The 20,409-nt window shown below is 69.7% G+C and carries 12 protein-coding genes; 9 read left to right on the top strand and 3 right to left on the bottom strand.

All coding sequences use genetic code 11. The features are described 5' to 3' along the window. Positions 1 to 3: 3 nt before the first annotated feature. The 5 genes from glgX (at position 4) to MBR110_RS24855 (ending at position 10,632) form a co-directional block, all read left to right on the top strand. On the top strand, positions 4 to 2,130 hold the full coding sequence (gene glgX, locus MBR110_RS24875) for a glycogen debranching protein GlgX (protein WP_059740430.1): 2,127 nt from the start codon (positions 4 to 6) through the stop codon (positions 2,128 to 2,130). Next, the gene (gene treZ / locus MBR110_RS24870; protein WP_181709638.1) at positions 2,127 to 4,274 is read left to right on the top strand and encodes a malto-oligosyltrehalose trehalohydrolase; all 2,148 of its coding nucleotides are present in this window, start codon (positions 2,127 to 2,129) and stop codon (positions 4,272 to 4,274) included. The genes glgX and treZ overlap by 4 nt, the downstream gene beginning before the upstream one ends. A 10-nt stretch (positions 4,275 to 4,284) precedes the next feature. Next, entirely contained in the window at positions 4,285 to 6,519 is a 2,235-nt protein-coding gene (gene malQ, locus MBR110_RS24865) for a 4-alpha-glucanotransferase (protein ID WP_181709637.1), read from the top strand. Further along, positions 6,516 to 9,281, top strand: a complete 2,766-nt coding sequence (gene treY, locus MBR110_RS24860; protein WP_181709636.1) for a malto-oligosyltrehalose synthase — start codon at positions 6,516 to 6,518, stop codon at positions 9,279 to 9,281. The genes malQ and treY overlap by 4 nt, the downstream gene beginning before the upstream one ends. Before the next feature lie 229 nt (positions 9,282 to 9,510). Beyond that, positions 9,511 to 10,632, top strand: a complete 1,122-nt coding sequence (locus MBR110_RS24855; RefSeq protein WP_181709795.1) for a sensor histidine kinase — start codon at positions 9,511 to 9,513, stop codon at positions 10,630 to 10,632. Positions 10,633 to 10,734: 102 nt separating this feature from the next. On the opposite strand, the gene MBR110_RS24850 is transcribed toward MBR110_RS24855, so the two are convergent. After that, positions 10,735 to 11,331: a TetR/AcrR family transcriptional regulator gene (locus MBR110_RS24850; RefSeq protein ID WP_224056778.1), complete on the bottom strand. Its 597-nt coding sequence runs from the start codon at positions 11,329 to 11,331 to the stop codon at positions 10,735 to 10,737. A gap of 139 nt (positions 11,332 to 11,470) precedes the next feature. Here MBR110_RS24850 and MBR110_RS24845 point away from each other — a divergent pair, with 139 nt between their 5' ends. From MBR110_RS24845 to MBR110_RS24835, 3 genes are all read left to right on the top strand, one after another. Beyond that, positions 11,471 to 13,060 carry a carboxylesterase/lipase family protein gene (locus MBR110_RS24845; protein ID WP_176315243.1) on the top strand — a complete coding sequence of 530 codons (1,590 nt, stop codon included), beginning with the start codon at positions 11,471 to 11,473 and terminating at the stop codon, positions 13,058 to 13,060. Between the two features lie 2 nt (positions 13,061 to 13,062). After that, on the top strand, positions 13,063 to 14,508 hold the full coding sequence (locus MBR110_RS24840) for an APC family permease (protein WP_176315244.1): 1,446 nt from the start codon (positions 13,063 to 13,065) through the stop codon (positions 14,506 to 14,508). Between the two features lie 396 nt (positions 14,509 to 14,904). Beyond that, positions 14,905 to 15,750 carry an MFS transporter gene (locus MBR110_RS24835; protein WP_208455206.1) on the top strand — a complete coding sequence of 282 codons (846 nt, stop codon included), beginning with the start codon at positions 14,905 to 14,907 and terminating at the stop codon, positions 15,748 to 15,750. A gap of 42 nt (positions 15,751 to 15,792) precedes the next feature. On the opposite strand, the gene MBR110_RS24830 is transcribed toward MBR110_RS24835, so the two are convergent. Both MBR110_RS24830 and MBR110_RS24825 read right to left on the bottom strand, forming a co-directional pair. Further along, a complete protein-coding gene (locus tag MBR110_RS24830; protein WP_181709635.1) occupies positions 15,793 to 18,534 on the bottom strand; it encodes a putative bifunctional diguanylate cyclase/phosphodiesterase in 2,742 nt (913 codons plus the stop codon). 225 nt (positions 18,535 to 18,759) lie between these two features. Next, positions 18,760 to 19,011 (bottom strand): hypothetical protein, encoded by a 252-nt coding sequence (locus MBR110_RS24825; protein ID WP_059897196.1) that lies wholly within the window; start codon positions 19,009 to 19,011, stop codon positions 18,760 to 18,762. Positions 19,012 to 19,130: 119 nt separating this feature from the next. On the opposite strand from MBR110_RS24825, the gene MBR110_RS24820 reads away from it, so the two are divergent. Next, positions 19,131 to 20,381, top strand: a complete 1,251-nt coding sequence (locus MBR110_RS24820) for a phosphatidylserine decarboxylase family protein (RefSeq protein ID WP_181709634.1) — start codon at positions 19,131 to 19,133, stop codon at positions 20,379 to 20,381. Positions 20,382 to 20,409 lie beyond the last annotated feature (28 nt).

The following is a 20,409-nucleotide window of genomic DNA, read 5'->3' as shown; positions in this document are numbered from 1 at the left end:
CCCATGCCGTCTGCACTGCCTGCCCGCCTCGAACCCGGCCGCTGCTATCCGCTCGGCGCGACCTGGGACGGGCTCGGCACCAACTTCGCGGTGTTTTCCGCGCATGCGCAGCGCATCCAGCTGTGCGTGTTCGATCCGACCGGCCGCAAGGAACTCGCGCGGCTCGACCTGCCCGAATGCACCGACGAGGTGTGGCACGGCTATCTGCCGAACGCGCATCCGGGCACCGTGTACGGCTTTCGCGCGGACGGGCCGTATCAGCCGCAGCAGGGCCATCGCTTCAATCCGACCAAGCTGCTGCTGGACCCGTACGCGCGCAAGCTGGTCGGTCATTTCCGCTGGTCCGACGCGCTGTTCGGCTACCGCGTGCATTCGAACCGCTCCGACCTGTCGATGGATCGCCGCGACTCGGCGCCCGCGATGCCGAAGGCGGTGGTCGTCGACGAGGCGTTCGACTGGAGCACCGACCGGCGCCCGGACGTGCCGTGGCGCAATACCGTGATCTACGAAACCCACGTGCGCGGCGCGTCGATGCGGCGCGCCGGCTTGCGCGCGCCGGAGCGCGGCACGTTCGCCTCGCTCGCGCATCCGGCGTTCGTCGATCACCTGCTGTCGATCGGCGTGACGACCGTCGAGCTGCTGCCCGTGCATGCGTTCCTCCAGCAGCGCGCGCTCGTGAACCGCGGGCTGCGCAACTACTGGGGCTACGACACGGCGGCGTTCTTCGCGCCGGAGCCGTCGTACCTGTCGACGCGGCGGCTCGACGAAATGCGCATCGCGATCCGCCAGCTGCATGCGGCCGGCATCGAGGTCGTGCTCGACGTCGTCTACAACCACACCTGCGAAGGCAACGAGCTCGGCCCGACGCTGTCGTGGCGCGGCCTCGACAACGCCAGCTACTACCGGCTGCGGCAGGACGATCCGCGTTATCACGTCGACGAGACCGGCTGCGGCAATACGCTGAACATGTCGCATCCGCGCGTCGTGCAGATGGTGATGGATTCGCTGCGCTACTGGGCGACCGCGTTCAACGTCGACGGCTTCCGCTTCGATCTCGGCGTGACGCTCGGCCGCGAGGATCACGGCTTCGAGCCCGGCTCGGGCTTTTTCGACGCGTTGCGGCAGGACCCGATCCTCGCGCAGCGCAAGCTGATCACCGAGCCGTGGGATCTCGGCCCCGGCGGCTATCAGCTCGGCCGCCATCCGCCCGGCTTCGCCGAATGGAACGACCGCTTTCGCGACACGGTGCGGCGCTTCTGGCGCGGCGACGCCGGCCAGCGCCCTGAGCTGGCGGCGCGGCTCGCCGGGTCGGCCGACCTGTTCAATCATCAGCGGCGCCGCACCTGGGCGTCGGTCAACTTCGTCACCGCGCACGACGGCTTCACGCTCGCCGATCTCGTGTCGTACGAGCACAAGCACAACGACGCGAACGGCGAGGACAACCGCGACGGCCGCGACGACAACTGCAGCGCCAACTGGGGCGCCGAAGGGCCGACGGACGATCCGGCGATCCGCGACCTGCGCGCGCGCGTCGCGCGCTCGATGCTCGCGACGCTGTTCACCGCGCTCGGCACGCCGATGCTCGTGGCCGGCGACGAATTCGGCCGCACCCAGCACGGCAACAACAACGCGTATTGCCAGGACAACGAGCTGTCGTGGCTCGACTGGGAGCTCGCGCACGGCGACGAAGGCACGCAGATGATCCGCTTCGTGTCGCGGCTCGCGGCGATGCGGCGCATGTATCCGGTGATGTCCGCGCCGCACTACCCGTCGGGCGACCGCGACGGCGCGCCCGGCATGCGCGAGATCGAATGGTTCGACGAGCGCGGCGAGGTGCTGAGCGTGCCCGCGTGGGAAGACGGCGAGCGCCGCGCGCTGACGATGCGGCGCGTCGGCACCGGCCGCACCGGCCGCACCGAGGCGCTGCTCGTGATGCTCAATGCGTCGGCCGACACGATCACGTTCCAGCAGCCGGCGCCCGCGCTCGAGTACCGCGTGCTGCTCGATACCGCGACGCCCGACGCCGGCCCGCGCTCGTGGCCCGACAGCGGCGTCGAGGTGGCCGCGCACGCCGCCGTGATCGCGGTGGCGGCGGTGCCGCCCGACCTGTCCACGAAGGAGCCGTCATGACGTCACGTTCCGACCTTCCGCCCGGCACGCACGCGTATGCGTCGTCGTTCGGCGCGACCTGCGTCGACGCCGGACACACGCGCTTCCGGCTATGGGCGCCGGCGAGCCGCAGCGCCGCGCTCGAGCTGCAGGGCGATTTCGAGGGCAAGCGCCCGGGCGAACAGCGCATCGACATGCAGCCAGTCGGCGACGGCTGGTTCGAGGTGGTCGCCGCGTGCGGCGCCGGTGCGCTGTACCGCTACGTGCTCGACGACGGCTTCGCGGTGCCGGACCCGGCGTCGCGCTTCCAGCCGTACGACGTGCACGGCCCGAGCCAGGTCGTCGATCCGGCCGCGTACCGCTGGCGCAACGACGCATGGCGCGGCCGGCCGTGGCACGAAACGGTGCTGTACGAGCTGCACGTCGGCGCGTGCGGCGGCTACGCGAACGTCGAGCGGCGGCTGCCGGCGCTGGCCGCGCTCGGCGTGACGGCGATCGAGCTGATGCCCATCAACGCGTTCCCCGGCGCGCGCAACTGGGGCTACGACGGCGTGCTGCCGTTCGCGCCCGATGCGTCGTACGGCCGGCCCGAGGAACTGAAGGCGCTGATCGATGCCGCGCACGGGCTCGGCCTGCAGGTGTTTCTCGACGTCGTCTACAACCACTTCGGCCCGGACGGGAATTTCCTGCCGCGCTACGCACCGGCGTTCTTCCGCGCGGACTGCAAGACCGCGTGGGGGCCGGCCATCGACTTCTCGCGCGCGCAGCCGAGCACCTTCTTCATCGACAACGCGCTGTACTGGCTCGACGAGTATCGCTTCGACGGGCTGCGGATCGACGCCGCGCATGCGATCGACGACGACGCGTGGCTGCGCGAGCTGGCGCGCCGCGTGCGCGCCCATGTCGGCGACGCGCGCCACGTGCATCTGGTGCTGGAGAACGAGCGCAATACCGCGAGCCTGCTCGGGCCGGACGGCTTCGACGCGCAGTGGAACGACGATTTCCACAACAGCGCGCACGTGCTGCTGACCGGCGAGCGCGACGGCTACTACCGCGCGTACGCCGACGCGCCGTTGCGTCAGCTCGCGCGCACGCTCGGCGAGGGCTTCGCGTATCAGGGCGAGCCGTCGCCGCTGCACGACGGCGCGCCGCGCGGCGAATCGAGCGCGCATCTCGCGCCCACGAGCTTCGTCGCGTTTTTGCAGAACCACGATCAGGTGGGCAACCGCGCGTTCGGCGAACGGCTGCGCGCGCTCGCCAACGACGACGCGGTGCGCGCGGCGACCGCGCTGCTGCTGCTCGCGCCACAGGTGCCGCTGCTGTTCATGGGCGAGGAAGACGGCAGCACGCAGCCGTTCCAGTTCTTCACCGACTATCGCGGCGAGCTCGCCGATGCGGTGCGCGACGGCCGCCGCCGCGAGTTCGCCGCGTTTCCGGCGTTTGCAGACCCCGCGCATCGCGACGCGATTCCCGATCCGAACGACCTCGGGACGTTCGTGCGGTCGTCGCCGGCGCATGCGCATGAGAACGCGCATCAGGATGCCGATACGTGGCGGCGCTTCTACCGCAGCGCGCTGACGGTGCGGGCGGCGCTTGTGACGCCGCATTTGCCGGGAGCGCGCGCGTTGGGAGTCGAGTTGTTGGGGGCGCATTTCGAGGGGATGGGTAACGGCGGTGCTGCTGGTGCTGCTGGCACGGCTGCCGGGGCCGCTGCCGGTACTGCTAGTGCTGCTGCCGGGGGTGCCGGTGCTACTGATGCTGGTGGTGCTTCTGCTGGTGCTGCTGGGAGCGGCGCTGGTGAAGCTGGCGGTACCGGCGACGCTGGCGCTGACGGCGCTAGTGCTGCAGGAGACGACGGTGGCAACGCCGTCCGCGCCAGTGACAGCCACGGCAACGGCAACGCCAACGACACCCCCATCGCCCTCGCCGCCCGCTGGCGGCTCGGCGACGGCAGCACGCTGACGATCGCCTTCAATCCCGGCTCGCACGATGCGGTGCTCGACACGCTGCCGGTCGGCAAGGTCGTGTTCGAGACGCCACCGCGCGCGCGCGACCGGCTCGCTGACCGGCGACTGCCGGCGCGCAGCTGCATCGCCTGGCGCGATGGCGCGGTCAACCACGACGCGCTGATGCATCGCGCGAACGCACCGACGGCCAACACATGACGGCTAACACATGACGACCGACGTATCGATCGCCGAGCTCGCGCGCGCCGCGGGGCTCGAACCGGACTGGACCGACGCGGGCGGTGTCGCGCGTCGGGTGGACGACGACGCGCTCGTCGCGCTGGTCGACGCACTCGGCTGGCCCTGCGGCACGCCGATCGAGCGCGTCGACAGCGCGGCCGCGCTTGCCGATGCGCGCAACGCGCCACCGCAGCTCGTCACCGGCGACGCCGGTGCGCCGCTCGCGCTGCCACACGCCATCGCGCCGGCCGGCACGCGCTACCGGGTCACGCTCGAATCGGGCGCGCACGTCGACGGGCGCATCGCAGCGAGCGGCGAATCCGGCACGCTGGCGCCGCTCGACGAGCCCGGTTATCACACGCTCGACCTCGGCGCACGACGCATTGCGCTCGCGATCGCGCCGCCGCGCGCGCGCCCGTCCGCCGGCGAGCGCATGCCGCAAACCGAAGGACGCTGGGGAATCGCAGCGCAGCTGTACGGGCTGCGCCGCACCAACGACGACGGCGCCGGCGACTACTCGGCGCTCGCCGAACTCGCCGCGCACGCGGCAAGGCATGGCGCGCACGCGGTCGCGATCAGCCCGACGCACGCCGGCTATCCGGCGCTGCCCGAGCACGACAGCCCGTATTCGCCGTCGTCGCGGCGCTGGCACAACGTCGCGTATCTCGACGGCGAGGCGGTGCCGGGCGCGGACTTCGTGCGACGCACGCTCGACCCGGCCGCCGCCGACGGCCGCGCGCCCGACACGCCGCTGATCGACTGGCCGCACGTGCTTCCGCTGCGACTGCGGCGCCTGCGTGCGTGCTTCGACGCCTGGCGCGAAAACGGCGAGCCGGCACGCGACGCATTCGAACGATTCCGCGCGGCCGGCGGCGCGGCGCTCGACGCGCATGCGCGCTTCGACGCGCTGCAGGCGTTCTGCATCGAGAACGGGATCGGCGCGGACTGGCGGCAATGGCCCGCGCAGTGGCGAGACCCGACGTCGCCCGAGGTCGACGCGTTCGCGCAGACCCACGCGGACACGATCGCCTTCCACACGTACCTGCAATGGTGCGCGTCCGACGCGCTCGGCCGCGCGCAGGCGACGGCGCGCGATGCAGGGATGGCGCTCGGGTTGATCGCCGATCTGGCGGTCGGCTCCGATTGCGCGGGCAGCGATGCATGGGCGCACGGCACGACGCTGTTGCGCGGCGTGTCGGTCGGCGCGCCGCCGGACCTGTTCAACACCGACGGGCAGGCGTGGGGCGTGACGACCTGGACGCCGGACGCGCTGCGCGCGACCGGCTTCGCGCCGTTCATCGAGCTGCTGCGCGCGGCGTTCGCGCATGCGGGCGGCATCCGTATCGATCACGTGCTCGGCCTGGCGCGGCTGTGGATCGTGCCGCACGGCCGCTCGCCGCGCGACGGCGCGTACCTGCGCTATCCGCTCGACGATCTGCTGCGCATCGTCGCGCTGGAAGCGGCCCGGCATCGCGCGATCGCGATCGGCGAGGATCTCGGCACGGTGCCGGCCGGCTTTCGCGAGCGGATCGCCGCGCAGGGCATCGCCGGCATGCGCGTGCTGTGGTTCGAGCGCGACGCCGACGGCGCATTCCGGCCGCCGTCGGACTGGGATCGCGATACGGTCGCGATGACGTCGACGCACGATCTGCCGACCGTCGCCGGCTGGTGGCGCGGCGTCGATCTCGAATGGCGGCGCGGCGCGCACGCGCAGCGGGACGACGGGCCTGCGCACGGCGCGGGCGACGACGTCGGGCTGGCCGCGGCCGCGCATGGCGTGGATGGCGCGGATGGCGATGAACGCAACGCGCCGTGCTTGCACGACGACGCCGACGCCGGCCGCGATCCGTCGCCGCCCGATCCCGACCTCGCGGCGGCTGCCGCCGGCGCGGAAACCGAGCGCGCGGCCGAACGCACGGCGCTGTGGCGCGCGCTGCAGCGCGCCGGCTGCGCGGCGGCCGATCAGGCCATGCCACCGCCCGCTGCGCCGCCGGTCGACGCAGTCGTCGCCTACGTCGCGCGCAGCCCGTCGCCGCTCGCGATCGTGCCGCTCGAAGACCTGCTCGCCCTCGACGCGCAGCCGAACCTTCCCGGCCCGCCGTGCGGCCATCCGAACTGGCTGCGGCGGCTGCCGCGCGCGATCGACGCGCTGTTCGACGCGCCGGTGCGCGAGCGCATCGCCGCGATCGAACGCGCACGCCCTGTGCGCCAGGAGGACGCATGACGCCGCGCGCGACCCTGCGCGTGCAACTGCACGCGGGCTTCACGTTCGACGATGCGGCCGCGCAGGCGGACTATTTCGCGCGGCTCGGCGTGAGCCATCTGTACCTGTCGCCGATCACGACGGCCGAGCCCGGCTCGCTGCACGGCTACGACACCGTCGACCATCGCGCGATCAGCGCGGAGCTCGGCGGCGAAGCCGGCTTCGAGCGACTGGTCGAGGCCCTGCGCGCGCGCGGCCTCGGCGTCATCGTCGACATCGTGCCGAACCACATGGGCGTCGGCGGCGCATCGAACCACTGGTGGAACGACGTGCTCGAATGGGGGCCGGAGAGCCCCTACGCGCACTACTTCGACATCGACTGGCATCCGCCCGATGCGGTGCTCGACGGCAAGGTGCTGCTGCCCTGCCTCGGCGCGCCGTACGGCGACGCGCTCGCGGCCGGCGACATCACGCTCGACGTCGATCCGCAGACGGGGCGCTTCTTCTTCGCATGTCCGGGCCGCACGCTGCCGGTCGCGGCCGCGACCTATGCGGAGATCCTGCGCATCGCGAACCGCGCGGACCTGAACGCGCTGGCCGAACGCTTCGCCGCCGCGCCGCTGCGCGGCAGCGCGCGGCTCGCGCAGGCGCACGCGGCATTGTGCGACTACGCGGCCGAGCACGGCGCGCATGCGTTCGATGCGGTGCTGCGCGGCGTCGATCCGCGGCGCGCGCGCTCGCGCGCCTGCCTGCACCACCTGCTCGAAGGCCAGCACTATCGGCTCGCATGGTGGCGCACCGCCGCCGATGAACTGAACTGGCGGCGCTTCTTCGACATCGCGACGCTCGCGGCCGTGCGCGTCGAGGACGAAGCGGTGTTCGACGCGGTGCATGCGCTGCCGCTGGCGCTCCATGCGGCGGGCCTCGTCGACGGCCTGCGCGTCGATCACGTCGACGGCCTCGCCGATCCACGGGCGTATTGCCGGCGTCTGCATGCGCGGCTCGCCGCGCAGCGCGACGAGCGGCCGTTCCTCGTCGTCGAGAAGATCCTCGCGCCGGGCGAGACGCTGCCCGACGACTGGCACGCCGACGGCACGACCGGCTACGACTTCATGAACGACGTCGCCGCGTTGCTGCACGACCCGGCCGGCGCCGCGCCGCTCGCCGCGCACTGGGCCGCCGTGTCGGGCTCGACGCGCACCTTCGCCGACGAGGCGATCGCCGGCAAGCGGCGCGTGCTCGCGCGCCAGCTCGCGGGCGAGCATGCGCGGCTCGCGCGGGCGCTGCACCGCATCGCGCGCGCCGCGCCGGCGACCCGCGACCTCAGCCGCAACGCGCTGCACCGCGTGCTGGGCGAACTCGCCGTACACCTGCCCGTGTACCGCATGTATCCGGCGCTCGGCGACGAACCGGGCGACGCCGATCGCCGCGTGCTCGAACGCGCGTACGACGCGGCCCGCGCGGCGATCGATCCGTCCGACCGCTATGCGCTCGAGCGCGCCGCCGCCTGGCTCGGGCTGCCCGGCATCCGCGTGCCGCGCGCGGATCCGGCCGCGCTGCTCGCGGTGCGCGTCGCGTTCGCGCAGCTCAGCGCGCCGCTTGCCGCGAAGGGCGTCGAGGATACGGCGAACTACCGCTACGGCCGGCTGCTGTCGCGCAACGAGGTCGGCGCCGACGCGGGCGACTTCAGCCTGTCGCGCGGCGCGTTCCACGCGCGCAACCGGCGTCGCGCGCGCAGCGTGCCGCGCACGCTCGTCGCCACCGCGACGCACGATCACAAGCGCGGCGAAGACGCGCGTGCGCGGCTCGCGGTGCTGAGCGAAGTGCCCGACGCGTGGCTCGCGGTGTCGCTCGACTGGTCGGCGCTGAACCAGCCGCATCGCGGCGCCGCGCATCGCGATCTCGCGTGGACGCCGGGGCCGGCGGCCGAGGCCATGCTGTATCAGACGCTGGTGGGCTGCTGGCCGCCGACGCTCGCGCCCGACGACGCGGCGGGCGTCGCCGCGCTGGCCGAGCGTGTGGTGGGCTGGCAAACGAAGGCGTTGCGCGAGGCGAAGCAGCACACCGACTGGCTCGCGCCCGATGCGGACTACGAACGCGCGAGCGAGCAGTTCGTCCGCGCGATCCTCACGCCGCGCGGTGCGGGCGATTTTCTGCATCGGCTGCATGCGTTCGTCGCGCGGATCGCCCCGGCCGGCGTCGTCAACAGTCTCGCGCAGGTGGCGCTGCGCATCGCGTCGCCGGGCGTGCCCGATCTGTATCAAGGTACCGAGTTATGGGATCACTCTCTGGTCGATCCCGACAACCGGCGCGAGGTGCCGTTCGCGCAGCTCGCGGCCGAGCCGGTCGATCGGCCGGTCGCCGCGTATCTGCGCGACTGGCCGGACGCGCGCGTGAAGCGCGCGCTGATCGAGCGGATGCTCGCGCTGCGCGCGCACCGGCCGGCGACGTTCGCGGACGGCGCGTACGTGCCGCTGCGCGTGCGCGGTCCGCTCGGGCGGCATGCGGTGGCGTTCGCCCGCCGCGACGACACGGCGACCGTCGTGGTCGTCGTGACGCGGCTCGCGTGCCGCCTGCTCGGCGACATGCCGGGCTTGCCGCGCATCGAGCCTCGGGAATGGGGCGATACGGCGGTCGTGCTGCCGCCGATGGCGGGCGAGCCGTGGCTCGACTGCCTGAACGGCGGCGGCGCGGTCGAGACGCATGACGGCATGCTGCGGCTCGATCGGTGTTTGTCGGCGCTGCCGGTGGCCGTGGTCGTCGCGACGCGCGGTCGGGGCTGAAGCGGGGGGCGGCCCGCACTCCCCCGGCGACGGCAACCGCCGACCGGTCGACTACCCTCGCGCCCGACCCACCGCTCGCGATCGAACCGCCCCGCCGCGCGCGATCCCGGGCGCCCGGGGAACCGCTCGCTCCCGCGCCAGCCCGCGGATCACCCCGTTTCCCGGCATTGACGTGATATCGTGCGCATCGACAGAAGCGTCCACCATTCATTCCGTCATGAGGGGCGACATGCGTCTAGCCGAATTCATCACGCGCAACATGGAACCGATCCTCGTGCAGTGGGAAGCGTTCGCTGCAACGCTGCTCCCGGCCGCGAGAACCATCGACTCCCACGGGCTGCGCGACCATGCGCGCCAGATCCTGGAGGCGATTGCCAAGGACATCGCAACCCCACAAACGCGGGAAGAACAGCGGGAAAAATCGCTCGGCCGCGCACCCAAGCCGACGAATGCCTCGGAAACGGCCGCCCAGACGCATGCCGTGCTGCGCGCGCGGCGCGGCTTCGACATCAACCAGCTGGCGGCCGAGTATCGCGCGCTGCGCGCCAGCGTGCTGGGGATGTGGATCGACGAGTGTCGGCCGAGCCCGCCCGATCTCGACGACATGATCCGCTTCAACGAAGCGATCGATCAGGCGCTCGCGGAATCGGTCGCGTTCTTTACCGAGCAGGTCGAGCAGGCGCGCAACCTGTTGCTCGGCATGCTCGGGCACGACATGCGCACGCCGTTGCAGACGATTCGCCTGACGGCAAGCTATCTGTCGGCGCTCAATGCCGGCGAGCAGGTGTCGGAAGCGGCCGCCCGGCTGATCCGCAGCGGCCGCCGCATGCAGTCCCTGCTCGACGACCTGTGCGATTTCAGCCGGACACAGCTTGGGCTAGGCATCAACGTGATCCGCCGCGACGCGGATCTCGCCCATGTCGTGGCCAATGTGGTCGACGAATTGCGGGCCGCACATCCGGATCGCGAAATCAACGTCGACGTGCGCGGCGACCTCCGCGGCGACTGGGACGATCAGCGGCTGCAACAACTGCTCAGCAATCTGCTGACCAACGCGCTGAAGTACGGGACGCCCAAAACGCCGGTTCGCGCCACCGCGATCGCGACCGACGACGAAGTGACGATCGAGATCGGCAACAGCGGTCCGCCCGTCGAGCCGGGTCTGCTGGAGCGCATCTTCGATCCGCTGCAACGCGGCACCGGCCCATCGGAGAAAAGCGGCGAGGACGTCGGACTGGGCCTCGGGCTGTACATCGCCAGCGAAATCGCCAACGCACATCGCGGGCAGATCGACGCGCGCTCCGACGAGTCGGAAACGGTCTTTGCGGTGCGGCTGCCGCGCCGCGCGTGACATGGCGTGGCGGTGCCGCGTATCGCACCGCGTCAGGCGGATTTGACACGCGACGGATCCGGCGCGTGACGCGCCCGGCGACGCGTAGCCACGGCGCGCGCGCTACGCGTCGCCGGACACGCGCGTCATCGCGAGCAGTTCTTCGATGAACGCGCTGCGTTGCTCGGCCTCCAGCGGGCGCACGCCGCATACTTCGTCGAACCACAAGCCTTCCACCGCAAACCGGATCAGCCGGGCCGTGCGTTCCGGCAATTGGTCGCGCGCGAGCAATTCGCCCCAGCGCGCGACGTGACCGGCATACACGGGCAGCAGGCCGGGCTCCAGCAGCAGGCTGCCGATCACGGCCGACAGGCTGCGCCCCTGCAGCGCCTGCTCGGAACTCGCAATGATGTAAGCACGCGTCCACGCGCCGGGCTCGCCATCCGCGTGCGCGGCTTCGGTGACCGCCTGCTCGAACGTCGCCGCCTCGAAGTCCAGCAGCCCGGCAAGCAGCTCGGACTTGCTCGAAAAGTGATAGAGCAGCCCGCCTTTGCTGACGCCGGCCACCGCCGCAGCCTCGGCAAGGGTAAGTCCCAAGATCCCTTTTTCCTGCAGAATCTGCCGCGACGCTTCGAAGATTTTTCTCTTGGTCGCGCCGATATCGGTATCGCTGGTCTCTTTCATTGGGTTTTGATGGAATGAAGTGATGCGGCAAGCCATACCGGCCGGGCGCTGCATTATACAAATACCCTTTGCGCTTTTTTTTGATCTCGGTACTGTACCGTCTGGACGGTTTAGTTAGATTGGACGGACCGTCCCATGGCCCAATTTCGGTCCGATACCTGGCTTCGATGGAACGATGAACGAGCAAGCGCACATTTCCGAGATCGACCACCGTCACGCGGGCAGCGACTGCGTGCTCACGCTTGCGCACGGCCGGCTTCGCGGCAGCCGCTCGCACGGCGTCGCGCGCTTCCTTGGCATCCCGTACGGAATGCCGGCAACCGGCAGCAGGCGCTTCGCGCCGCCGGTCGCGCCGCTCGCGTGGGACGGCACGCGCGACTGCCGCGCGTACGGCGATGCCTGTCCGCAGGTCAACGACGACCTGCCGGCGTGGCGGTTCGACGGCGATCATTCGGCGAACTGTCTGAACCTCAACGTGTGGACGCCGGCCGCCGCCATGCCCGGCGACCGTTTGCCGGTGATGGTCTGGCTGCACGGCGGCGCCTATCTGTCCGGCTCGGCGAACCTGCCGTTGTACGACGGACGCACGCTCGCCGACGAGCAGCAGGTCGTCGTCGTGTCGATCAACCATCGGCTGAACGCGTTCGGCTACCTGTACCTGAGCGATCGAGACGAGCATGGCGCGCAAGCCGCCAACGTGGGGCAGCAGGACATCGTGCTGGCGCTCGAGTGGATCGCCGCGAACATCGCCGCGTTCGGCGGCGATGCGGGCAACGTCACGCTGTTCGGCGAATCGGGCGGCGGCGGGAAGATCTGCGCGCTGACGATGATGCCGTCGGCCGACGGGCTGTTTCACAAGGCCATCATCCAGAGCGGCACGTTCGTCACGATGCTGTCGCGCGCGCAGGCACGCGAGCGCACCGACGCGCTGCTGTCGCTGCTCGGCGCCGATGCGCGCTCGCTCGCCGCGATCGACGATGCGCGCTTGCTCGGCGCGGCGCGCCGCTTGATCGACCGATACGGCTATACCGCGTTCTGGCCGGTCGACGACGGCAACGTCGTCGATGCGTCGCGGCGGCGTGCGGCATCGGTGCCGATGCTGATCGGCACGACGCGGCACGAGGCCGCCTATTTTCTGCCGCCGCAGCTGCTCGCGCGAAGCCCGCTCGACTCGACGGACTATCGCGATGCGCTCGAAGAAGGCATGCGCCCGCTGTGCATCGGCGCGGACGACGTGCGGGCGGCAGCCGCCACCGCAGCGCGGTTGCACGCGCTCGGGCCGCGCTCGCTCGGCCGCGACCTGACCGACGTGATGTTCCGGATGCCCGCGCTGGCGCTCGCCGAGCGTAACGCCGAGCACGCGGACACGTTCGTCTACCGGTTCGACTGGGCATTCCCGTGCTGCGGCGGCCGCTACGCGATCCACGGTGCCGAAATCCCGTTCGTGTTCGGCACGCTCGACTACGCGCTGCCCGCCTGGGACAGCGCCGATCTTCCGCGCGACCGCTATCGCGACGACCCGCACGGCGACCGGTTCCGCCTCGCCGCCCGCGTGCGCCGCGCGTGGGCCGGGTTTGCGCGCGCCGGCGATGCGTCCGCCGGCGACGCATCGATATGGCCGCGCTACACGCGCGACCAACGCGCGACCCGCATCTTCGACCGCATCTGCCGGATCGAGACCGATCCGGACGGGCCGCGGCGACATGCGCTGTTCGCCGCGGATTCGAACGCATTCAGCAGTTCCACTCTCATCGACAAGGAATAGACATGGAGACGTCAGCGGCAACCGGTGCATCCCAGTCAACGCGGCCGTTGAACTGGCTCGGAATCGTGTTTTTCGTGCTGGCCACCAACGGACCGCTGACCAGCCTGATCGGCTGCGTGCCGTACGGCGTCGCCTATGGCAACGGCATCGGCATCTCGGGCTCCTATCTGTGCGTGGGGCTGATCTACCTGTTCTTTGCGGTCGGCTTCACCGCGATGAGCCGCCACGTATCGAATGCGGGCGCACTGTACGCGTACGTCGGACAAGGGCTCGGGCGGCCGGCGGGCGTGGGCGCCGCGTTCATGGCCGTCGCGTCGTATTTCGTGATCACGCTCGCGTGCTACGCGCTGCTCGGTTTCTACATCAGCTACTTCATCGGCAGCCTGACGGGCGTCGCCGTGCCGTGGTGGGCCTGCACGCTCGCGGCGGCGGCCGTCGTGCACGTGTTCGCGATCAACAACGTGCAGTTCAACGGCGCGGTGCTGTTCCTGCTGATGATCATCGAGATCGGGCTGATCGTCGCGTTCAACGTCAAGGTCGCGGCCACGGGCGGCGGCGTCGAGCACTTCAGCCTGGCGCCGCTGCATCCGGCGAACGTGCTGACAAGCAAGTTCGGCACGTCGCTCGTGTTCGTCGTGGTCGCGTACATGGGCTTCGAGACGACGGTGATCTACGCGAACGACGTGCGCAATCCGAACCGGTCGATTCCGATCGCCACGTACGTGAGCGTCGCGATCATCATGGCGATCTATGTGGTGTCGACGGTGCAGATGTCCAACGCATTCGGCTACGCCGAAGTGGTCGCGCTGGCGCAGAAGTCGCCGGCCGATCTATGGTTCGCAGTGACGGAGCGCGTGCTCGGCAAGCAGATGGTGATGGTCACCAATGCGCTGCTCATCACCAGCATGCTTGCGGCGATCATCAGCTTCAACAACGCGACCGTACGTTACTGGTATTCGCTCGGCCGCGACGGGATCGCATTCGGCTCGCTCGGCGAGTTGAGCAGCAAGAAGCGGCTGCCGATCCGCGCAGCCAACATGCAGTCCGTGCTGATGATCGCGCTGATCGTGCTGTTCGCCGTATATCGCGTCGACCCCGTGATGGTGATCACGCCGTATCTGAGCATTCCGGCGGCGATCGGCATCGTCTGCGTTCAGGCGCTGACGGCGCTCGCGGTGATCCGGTTCTTCCGCATGCGTCGCGAGCGTGAAACGCCGTTCATCCGGTGGGCGGTGTTTCCGGCGATCAGCTTTGCCGGATTCGGTTATTTCCTGTACGCGATGATCGGCAACGTCTCGCTGATGGCCGGTACGTCGTCGACGGTCGTGTCCATTCTGCCGTGGACGACGCCGGCCATCGCCGTCGCCGGTGCCGCGTTCGCGATATGGCTGCGGCATGCACGGCCGTCGGTGTATGGCGCGCTGGGGCGTTTTCTCAACGAGAGTTGACGGGTTTCGGTTCGTGGCGAGGTGATGGCCCGCGACGAACCGTTGCGCCGGATCGGTTGACCTGTTCGGCCGAGCTGGCCGGTCCCGGCGCAACTGTCGCCCGATGCGGACGTAATTTTTCTCGTTCGCGCCGGCCCGCAGCCGACACCGATGCGACGCTCGTCGCACTGCCCGTTTATGAGGATCCGGCCGCGCCGAAAATCGGTGGCGATACGCAAGCTGACAGCGTAACGACGAAGCCTTGCCGCTCGGCCTGGATGCCGAACGAGTCGATGCTTGCGGGTGCGTGGTGAAGCTTCACCGCAAGTTCGAAGCGACGACCGCGAAGCTCGCAGGAGCGATGGCTCGATTCGGACCCGGCAAAAAGCCGACTCCCAGAATCTGTTTCCGGCGAACGTGCGCGTCGTCACCGCATGGCACCCGGCGAAAGAGCGCGCGCTCGCGATCGGCATGTACACCGCGATGCAATATGTCGCGCTCGGCGTGCTGGTCGCGGCGATCTGGCACGCCCTCTACCGCGATCCGCAGCACTCGAACGCGAGTCGCGCCGAGTTGGACTTCATCAAGGCGGGCGGCGGTCTCGCCGATTCGACCGGCGACGTGCAGCACGATCAGCCCACCGTGCCGACCTGGACCAAGGTGAAGCAGCTGCTGTCGCACCGTCAGCTGTGGGGCATGTTCATCGGCCAGCTCTCGGTGAATACGACGTTGTTCTTCTTCCTGACCGGGTTTCCCACTTATCTGATCAACGGCAAGGGTATGACGATGCTCAAGGGCGGCATCTATGCGGCGATTCCGTTCCTGGTCGCGATCGTCGGCACGCTGATCGCCGGGCGCCTGTCCGACCGGATGGTCGGCGCAGGCTTCACGAACAGCAAGGCCCGCAAGGTGCCGATCATCATCGGCTTCACGTTGTCGTGCGTGATTCTCGGCGCAAACTACACGTCGTCGATCAACGTGGTGATCGCATTCATGGCGGTCGCGTTCTTCGGTCAGGCAATGGCGTCCACGGTGACGGGCGCATTGCTTTCCGACATCGCGCCGAACGGCATGGTCGGCCTGCTGTACTTCGTCGCGAACGTGGGCGGGACGCTGGCGCCGATCGTGGTCGGCTTCATCGTCAAGTCGACGGGCGGGTTCAATCTCGCGCTCGTCTACGTTGCGGCGGTCGCGGCGCTTGGCGTCGCGTCCTATCTGTTCGTGCTCGGCGACGTCCGTCGAATCGAAATCGCCAGCCGATAACGCGACGGCCGCGCGGTATGCGCGCACCGCGCGGCCTCACTGTCACGCCGTCGACAGCATCGAGAAGCTCCGCACGTACGTCGGAATCTCGGCAGCCGGCACCGCGCGACAAAAGTGATAGCCCTGCACGATCGGGCAGCCCTCGGCGACCAGGAACGACAACTGGTCCGAACGTTCGACGCCTTCGGCCACCACTTCGAAATGCAGGCTGCGAGCGAGCGCGAGGATCGCGCGGATGATCGCCTCGTCGGCGCAGTTGGTGCCGATGCCTCGCACGAACGACATGTCGATCTTCAACCGGTCGGCGTGGAAGGTGCGCAGGTACGACAGGCTCGAATACCCGGTACCGAAATCGTCGATCGCGATCAGCACGCCGATTTCGTTCAGCGCACGCAGCGCGGGCAGCGCACCGGGCGCGACCAGCGCGCCTTCGGTGATCTCGAGCTCGAGCTGATGAGCCGGCAGCCCGGACGCATCCAGCACGCGCCGCACCACGCTGCAGAAGTCGCCGCTCGCCAGCTGTCGCGGCGATACGTTCACCGACACGCGCAACGCCGGCAACGTGTCCGCCCAGCGCTTCGCCTGTCCGCATGCGCTGCGCAGCACCCACTCGCCCAGTTGCCCGATCAGCCCGATATCTTCGGCAAGCGGGATGAAGGTGGCCGGGCTCACGGCGCCCATCTCGGGGTCGTGCCAGCGCAACAGCGCCTCGACGCCGCTCACGCGGCTCGTGCGCACGTCGATCTGCGGCTGGTACGCAAGCTCGAAGCCATCGTGCTCCAGCGCGGCGCGCAACCGGTGCGACAGCGCGATACGCCGCTCCGCCGCTTCCGCGAACGACGGCTGGAACAGCTCGACGGTGTTGCGGCCGCGCGCCTTCGCCTGGTACATCGCCAGATCGGCGTGCTTCAGAAGCGTCTCCGCATCGAGCCCGTCTGCCGGGTAGCACGCGACACCGATGCTCAACTGCACGCGCGACTGGGCGTCGCCGATCTGCACCGGACGCTCCAACGCACGGGCGATGCGCCGCAGCAGCGCGGGCAGCCGGTCGCCGTCGTCCGGGCGCCCGAGCATCGCGACGAACTCGTCGCCGCCGTAGCGCGTCACCGTGCCGTCGTCGCCGACGCAACCGGACAGCCGTTGCGCGATCTCGCGCAGCAGGCGGTCGCCCGCGCCGTGGCCGAGGCTGTCGTTGATGTCCTTGAGCCGGTCCACGTCCATGAACAGCAGCGCGAACGCGCGCTGCTCCGCCACCGCCTGCTCGATCAGCTCGCGCAGCGTCGCGCGGTTCGGCAAACCGGTCAGCGCATCGCGCCGCGCCTGCCTCACCAGCTGATCGCGCGAATCGATCAGCTCGGTCAGGTCGCTGATCACGCAGATGTGATACGTCAGATCGTCGCGCACCGGCGCGACGTACAGCTGCCCCCAGAACGCCGAGCCGTCGGCCCGCCGGCTGCGCAGCAGCCGTGCGCCCGCGCTGCCGGCGGCCAGCGCCTGGGCCATCTGCTCGAACAGCAGCCCCTGCTGCCCGGCACGCGCGAGGCCGGCATGGTCGCGGCCGACGACTTGCGCGCTGGTGTAGCCGGTGATGGTCTCGAACGCGGGATTCGCATATTCGACGATCTCCTCGCCCGCTTCGATGCGCGTGATCAGCACGCCGTTGCCGATCGCGTCGAGCGCGCGGCTGCGCAGCCGCAGCGCCAGCTCGGCGTTCTTGCGCTCGGTCACGTCGATCGCGGTGATGAAGCAGGCGTCGCGCTTCGTGTACGTCAGAAAGTGATACGACAGATCGACGTACATCGCGCGGCCATCGTTGCGCCGGTGCCGGCAAATGCCGGCCGAGCCGCTGCCCGTGCCGGACGTGCGCAGATGCTGCAGATCGCGCAGGAACGCCGGCATATCGGCCTGCGCGTACAGCGACGCCATGTCGCGCCGGCACAGCTCGCCCGCCGGATAGCCGTACTGCGCTGCCGCGGCGACGTTCACGGCCATGATGGCCAGCGTCTCGACGTCGAAAATCAGCATCGGCAGCGGATGGTGCTCGAAATACTGGCGAAAGCGCCGCTCGTTCTCGGCGGCGACCAGACGCCCGCGCTGCCGTTCGAGCCGCGCGCGGTAGCGCGCGACGAACGCGTAGCTGAGCAGCGCACAGGTGAGCAGCGACGACAGCGCCAGCACGCTGCCCTCGATCGCCTCGTTGCGGCTCGCGCGGTCGGACATCGCGCGCAGGATCCGGGTTTGCCCTTCGCGCAGCGCCGTGAGCTGGCCGATGATCTGCGCGAGCAGGCGGTTCGCCTCCAGCAAGCCGGCACTGTCGACCGACGCGCGACCGCCTGCGACCTGCGCGTTGACCGTGATTTCGGCGAGCAGCCACGCCCATCGCGCGGTTTCCTGACGCAGCGCGTGGATGGTCTCGATGCCGCCGCGGTCGCCGGCATAGCTCTGCTCGAGGCGCCGAAAGGCGGCCACGGCCGCACCGACGCGCTCGACCGGCCACGCGAACGACGCCGCGCGCGTGCTGCCGAAGCCCTGCAGGAAGTCGGCGTTGGCGCGCAGATAGAGCGCCTGCAGCGCGTCGATGTCGTTGCGCGCGTGCAGCGCATGCACGCGCTGCGCATTCAGCCGGTTGTGGCTGATCGTGATGTAGCCGAGCCCCGACGCGAACATCGCGAGCCCCACGAAGGCGAGCCCGAGCGTGACGGGAAGACGGGCGCCGTCGACGACGTGACGTTGCCACCAACGCCGGACCGCAGCGGGAGCACGAGATAACAGGACGAACTTCATCGAAGGGCAATAAGACGGCAAGAAGCGCAGCACTACACGCAACCGGCTCTCAGTCCCGGCTGTTCGAATATGGGGCCAGTCCCGTCATGGCAGGAATTTTGTCTCCGACCTGATATATCGGTGCGCGGCGCAAAAACTTCAGTGAAATTTTCGGCCGCGACAGGCACGTTATCGGCGAATCAGCCCTGCGTCATGAAAAAGTGCCCGCTTGCCTGTCCGAGCCCGTTAAGACCATTCCTCCGGCGGCATCGCTGGGCGATCGTCCTCCCACAGCGGCTCGCCAGTATCGTGATCGCCGCTCGTGGCGATTTCCCCTTGGCCGTCCGGGCGCTCCTTGCGTTGCGCCGCGTCGCGCGACGTGGCCGCACGCAGCCGCGCTCGCGTGCGGGTCGGTGCGACCGTGCGTTGCCCGCCGGGAAAGTGCTCGCCGCTCGCGGTTCGATCGTCGGTCCGTTGCATGTCGGAAGCTGCAGTCATGGGTGCCCTCCTTGGGTCGGTGAAGGAAACGCTGCTCCCTGGAGCAGCAATTCCGGTGCCGATGGCCGGGCAAGCGGCTTGCTATGAGCGCCTTATCGCAACTCGTTACGGAGGTAACCATGCCGACAGACCGCAGCACGCCACCCTCGACGCGACGCCGGCTCGGCGCCTGGATGGCCGGAGAGGAAGCGCAGATGGCGGCGTACCGCGAAAAGCTCGCGAGCGACGCGCGCACACAGGCCGGCGAACGGCTGCGTACGCCGGCCGTGCAGGCGCTCGCGCAATTGTTCGACGATAACGCGGTGCTGCGCATGGGCCTCACGCGCGCGATCGACGAGGCGCGCGCCGCGGGCCGCCGGCTCGGCTACGCATCGATCGGCGAGTTGACGACGGTGCTCGACCATCTGATGACGTACGCGCCGCCGTTCAGCGAAACGAGCCTGATCGTGTGTCCGGTGAACGCGTTCCTCGACTGGCCGATGTGCATGCCGTCGGGCCATGCGGTGTTTCGCGACGCGGCGGTCAACGCGCAGTTGAAGCAGGTGCTGAACGTGTGGTGCGACTTTCTCGGCGGTCCGCATTCGCGCGCGCATCTCGACACATCCGCGCCGAACGGCTGGTTCTGCGAGGCCGCGCAACAGCGCCTCGGTCTGTCGCAGTTCGAGTACCGCGAAGATCAGCCGCACTGGGGCTTCGATTCGTGGAACGACTTCTTTACGCGGCGTTTTCGCGCCGGGATGCGGCCGGTCGCGGCGCCGGGCGATTCACACGTGATCGTCAGCCCCTGCGAATCCACGCCGTACCACACCGCGTCGAACGTGAAGATCCGCGACACGTTCTGGATCAAGGGGCAACCGTATTCGTTGCGCGACATCTTCACGCCGGCGTGGCAGCCGCTGACCGAGCGCTTCGTCGGCGGCGAGATCTATCAGGCCTATCTGGCCGCGTACAACTATCACCGCTGGCATGCGCCGGTGCGCGGCACCGTCACGCACGCGTACCGCGTGGAAGGCGCGTATTACTCCGTCGCCGAAGCGGAAGGCCCCGACCCGGCCGGGCTCAACGACTCGCAGGGCTATATGACGGCCGTGGCCGCGCGCGCGATCGTCGCGATCGACAGCGACGATCCGGGCATCGGCACCATTGCAGCGGTGTTCATCGGGATGGGCGACGTGTCGTCGTGCGTGATCGAGGTGGTGCCGGGGCAGCGCGTCGACAAGGGCGAGGAGATCGGATATTTCCAGTTCGGCGGCTCGACCTGCTGCCTGGTGTTCGAGCCGGGCGTGATCGACCGCTTCGTGCACGCGCCGCCGTTCGACGGCGAACCGCCGGTCGTGAAGGTCAACGATTCCGTGGCGATCGCGCGTTGAGGCGCGGGCCGGCAGCGCGCGGCGCGCG

The organism is Burkholderia sp. MBR-1 (assembly GCF_013822785.1).
Taxonomy (GTDB): domain Bacteria; phylum Pseudomonadota; class Gammaproteobacteria; order Burkholderiales; family Burkholderiaceae; genus Burkholderia; species Burkholderia vietnamiensis.
This window is presented reverse-complemented; position numbering and strand designations above follow the sequence as displayed.

Excerpts from the sequence above, each read along its gene's own strand:
- treY (WP_181709636.1), top strand. The coding sequence starts at position 6,516 with ATGACGCCGCGCGCGACCCTGCGCGTGCAACTGCACGCGGGCTTCACG.
- MBR110_RS24820 (WP_181709634.1), top strand. The coding sequence starts at position 19,131 with ATGCCGACAGACCGCAGCACGCCACCCTCGACGCGACGCCGGCTCGGC.
- MBR110_RS24825 (WP_059897196.1), bottom strand. The coding sequence starts at position 19,011 with ATGACTGCAGCTTCCGACATGCAACGGACCGACGATCGAACCGCGAGC.
- MBR110_RS24840 (WP_176315244.1), top strand. The coding sequence starts at position 13,063 with ATGGAGACGTCAGCGGCAACCGGTGCATCCCAGTCAACGCGGCCGTTG.
- malQ (WP_181709637.1), top strand. The coding sequence starts at position 4,285 with ATGACGACCGACGTATCGATCGCCGAGCTCGCGCGCGCCGCGGGGCTC.
- MBR110_RS24855 (WP_181709795.1), top strand. The coding sequence starts at position 9,511 with ATGCGTCTAGCCGAATTCATCACGCGCAACATGGAACCGATCCTCGTG.
- treZ (WP_181709638.1), top strand. The coding sequence starts at position 2,127 with ATGACGTCACGTTCCGACCTTCCGCCCGGCACGCACGCGTATGCGTCG.
- glgX (WP_059740430.1), top strand. The coding sequence starts at position 4 with ATGCCGTCTGCACTGCCTGCCCGCCTCGAACCCGGCCGCTGCTATCCG.
- MBR110_RS24845 (WP_176315243.1), top strand. The coding sequence starts at position 11,471 with ATGAACGAGCAAGCGCACATTTCCGAGATCGACCACCGTCACGCGGGC.
- MBR110_RS24850 (WP_224056778.1), bottom strand. The coding sequence starts at position 11,331 with ATGGCTTGCCGCATCACTTCATTCCATCAAAACCCAATGAAAGAGACC.
- MBR110_RS24830 (WP_181709635.1), bottom strand. The coding sequence starts at position 18,534 with ATGAAGTTCGTCCTGTTATCTCGTGCTCCCGCTGCGGTCCGGCGTTGG.